General features: G+C 61.6%; 4 protein-coding genes. All 4 read left to right on the top strand.

From position 1 onward, the window contains the following. The first annotated feature begins 221 nt into the window (after nucleotides 1-221). Nucleotides 222-881, top strand: coding sequence for a hypothetical protein (locus XBLMG947_RS20750; RefSeq protein WP_245228297.1), 660 nt, complete (start codon nucleotides 222-224; stop codon nucleotides 879-881). Nucleotides 882-1,075: 194 nt separating this feature from the next. Then, nucleotides 1,076-1,711 (top strand): DUF4124 domain-containing protein, encoded by a 636-nt coding sequence (locus XBLMG947_RS20745; RefSeq protein WP_065470399.1) that lies wholly within the window; start codon nucleotides 1,076-1,078, stop codon nucleotides 1,709-1,711. 201 nt (nucleotides 1,712-1,912) lie between these two features. Next, on the top strand, nucleotides 1,913-2,608 hold the full coding sequence (locus tag XBLMG947_RS20740; protein WP_065470398.1) for a DUF6988 family protein: 696 nt from the start codon (nucleotides 1,913-1,915) through the stop codon (nucleotides 2,606-2,608). 506 nt (nucleotides 2,609-3,114) lie between these two features. Continuing rightward, nucleotides 3,115-3,545, top strand: a 431-nt coding sequence (locus tag XBLMG947_RS20730) for a hypothetical protein (protein WP_139074475.1), incomplete at its 3' end; no start/stop codon positions are given.

The raw sequence follows: 3,545 nt of genomic DNA, 5'->3' as shown, positions 1-3,545 counted from the left end.
GTCGGCCGTTCTCTTTTGTTCTTCACTTCCCTCTGCGTTTCCTACTTTTCACGTATGCAGATGGTGAGCAATGCCTAGCGTGGGCCTGCTCGGCAAGCGCGGCAACTGTGATGGTTCTCATGCTTTCGGTCGTGCGTGCGGGCCGGGGTGGGGATGACTTCCTCTCCATTCGTCTTCTCTAGTGCGCTCATTCATTGGCCTATGCATGTCTGTAAGGGCTTTTGAGCGCATCTTCCACTGCGCCCACCCATCCAACTCAAAACAACAAGGGAATTGCTGTGAGAAATCTGATCAATCTGGTGGTGTCAGCCACCGTTGCGCTGTGTCCAGTCATCGCGATTGCGGGTGTGCAAGGGGGACAGGCGGGTACGGCAAATCTGCAGTCGCCCAACTCCGTTGACCTGATGGAAATCTGTGCCAACGTTCCCATTCCCGAAGGCTGGGTGGTGACGTCAATTCGCGCCGGCTGTGGATCCGGCAACGGCCTGTATGAAATACGCAGGGTGGACCCGGCTCGCGGCACGATGAACATGTGCGGCCTGACGGCGGTGCCACGGGGATGGGCGGTGACCTACATCCAGGGCGGCTGCATCGCTGGTGTTCCTAACTACCAGATCCGGTACGCAGCGCCGAACAGCATCAGTTTCTCCATGTGCAACGTTCCCGCCTCCAGCGTTCCGCCGGGATGGGTAGTCACCTCCGTCGCGAAAGGGTGTGGGCTACCGGGATACGCCTATTGGGAAATTCGCGAGGCCCGCCCTGAATTGGGAACCATGGAGGTTTGCAACGTGGCGCCGGTACCATCTGGTTGGGTGATCCTGGCGCAAAGAACCGGATGCATCGCGCCCAATGCGCTACTGACGATCAAGTACATGCCGTGATGGCCGTGGAAGTGGAAGATCCAGGGCAGGGCCTTCCACTTCCATCTCGCAGTTGGCGCCTCTGCGTTGCAGTACGCAAGGTGTGAAGTGTTGTAGCAGTTTGTTGCAATGTGGCAGGGGCTTTGGACAACTGTGTCGTCCACTCAAGCGTTGATGGGGAATCACGCACCCCGTTAACCCTTGCGGATCGCTACATGAAAATCTTCAAGCCACTCCTCGGCGCAGCCGTGTGCGCGTTCGCTGTCTTCGCGGCCAACGCCCAGGTCCACCGTTGCACCGACGCCGCAGGCAAGACCGTCTACGCGGACGTCCCCTGCGCTGCAAACCAAACGGGCGCGCTGCTGGAACGTCCTAAGAGTGCCAAAGAAATCACGCGGGAGCGCGCGCAGGCGGCTGGGGCCCTGGAGCGAAAACACCAGGATCGGGCCGCAGAGCGCGGTGAACAGGAGTTTCAGCAGCGCCAGCCTGCAGAGGCATCGTCGGTCGCGCAGAATGGGACCTCGGTGTCCCCGGCCGACACCCCGGCCTGCCGCAGCGCACAGAAGGAGCTGGAGTTCGTATCGAGCATCCGGACGCTCTCCCAGGACGAGAAACGCATGCGGACCAACGCGGCCATTGCGCAGGTCAATGCCAGCTGCGGCAGCAACACCCCGCTGATGCAGGAGCCCCCGAAGATCATCTCCACCCCGGTTCCGACGATCACCAGTTGTGACGCGGGCTTTTGCTACGACACGGCAGGCGCGATCTACCGCAAATCCGGTCCGGACGTCCTCACTGGTCCCACCGGGCGAAACTGTAGCCGCGCAGGGACCGGATGGAACTGCCAATGACCTGAGCTCTGCAGAAGCGGGGCTGCCTGGTGCAGCGGATGCGGTGTCCATCACCCTGTGGCGTTGTTCGTCTTGATGCCTGCCGTTCGGTCGGTTGCAGTGGGCCAGTCAATCCAGACTGGTGGCAGGTTGCGATCTGGCCTTTGAGGCCGTGGTGACGCGCTTCACCAATCGCGCGATGCGGTCCTCTACGATTGGCCAATGACCAGCTTTTCTTTGCCCTACGATGCGCAGCTTGACCTTGATCAGATGCTGGCGCGCTCGGAACAAATGCAGGAGCACATCTTTGAGCTCCTGGGAGAGCAGGGCTTCCATGGGGCTTCACGCTCGCAGGTTGCGACTGGCATGTGCTTCGTGGCTTTGGAACATGCGGAGGGACTTCGCGCCCTCATGGAACTGGCGCTCGCCAGTTCGGCCGTGGCCCTCATGCGGCTTCAGTTCGAAGCGCTGACGCGGGCGGCGTGGCTCCTGTACGCCGCATCCGATTCAGAGATTGCCAAGCTGCTGGCACCACTCACCGTTGAGAGTGAGAAGGCTGCGAAGAAACTGCCCAGCGTCAGCGAAATGATGGAGGATCTGCGCAAGAGCATGGGCAACCCAGGCGAGGGGATTTCGGTAGGTGCCTACCAAATGCTCGCGCACTTCAAAGACATGACCTGGTCGGCCATGAACTCGTTCGTGCATGGCGGGCTGCATCCTTTGCGCCGCGTCGAGGAGGGATTTCCGCTGCCATTGGCTTTGCAGATCCTGCGCAATTCGAACGGGCTGGTCACCATGACCGGAATGCTGCTGGCGATCCTGACCGGCGATTCACTGATCGCCAGCGCAATGTCCCGGATCCAGCCCGACTTCGCTGACTGCCTGCCGGATCTGCAGGAGCGTGGCCCCGGAGCCTGATACCGCCCGATGGCGGTCTTCGATTACATTTCGCACAACGAGGGGTCGGCAGGCGGCGGGTTTGGGGCCGGCCGACCCAAGATGGGGTACCCCTTGGCGGCTCGCTACTACAGTTCTTCGGTGGCAGCCCACTCATGCAGGAGCGCGTTGATGGGTTGGCACCTTGGCATTCCAATGGCCTGTCTCTCCTGCGCGTTGGTCGCGTGCCATCGCGATGCGGAGACGACCAGCCCCGCGGCGGCGCCACCGGTCGCGGAGTCGTCTTCACTCCCTTCGCCTGCGGCGCCAGCCAACCTGCCCCCTGCATGGCCGACGGGGGATGCCATGACCTTGGCTGTGCCGCCCGATCCTGGGGCTGCTTCCCTGACCAAAGCCCTCTACGAGCGGGGAGACATCGTTCTGGAGCAGGTATGGCCGGATGGCACTCGGGAGCGCTGGTGGTACCCGCCCGACGGCGCGGTGCGTCACGTGGGCCGAGATGGCCAAGAAAGAACGGGAGACGCACGATGAGGCGATTTCTTCTCGCAGTGCTCCTGTACGTGATGGGCGCCACTGCTTACGCGCAAGTCCAGTGTGGAAAGCCGGTGACCGGAAGCGATGCGAAATATGCCGAGGACTATGCGCGCAATGTCACCCGGCCGCTGATCGAGCACAACGCGGGCGGGTTGGGTCCGGTGCTTTGGGCCTACATCGCGGGACAGGCGCGTGGGGAGAGCCTGGGCCACATGCGCGACCAAGATGGTAATTTCATTTCGAAACCCAACAACAACCTCTGGAACGTGCAGACGCCGGAGACCAAGGAGTGTTCCTCAACGACGGCAGTCGGTTGCCTGAAGCACAATCTGGACAAGCCTTTTGCTGCTAACAAAGAGGCAGCGCCGGTAGGCCAGTGCTGGGTTGAAAACGGCAATTCCATGCAGTGGGTCAGGGTCTTAGG

Source organism: Xanthomonas bromi (assembly GCF_900092025.1).
GTDB lineage: Bacteria > Pseudomonadota > Gammaproteobacteria > Xanthomonadales > Xanthomonadaceae > Xanthomonas > Xanthomonas bromi.
This window is presented reverse-complemented; position numbering and strand designations above follow the sequence as displayed.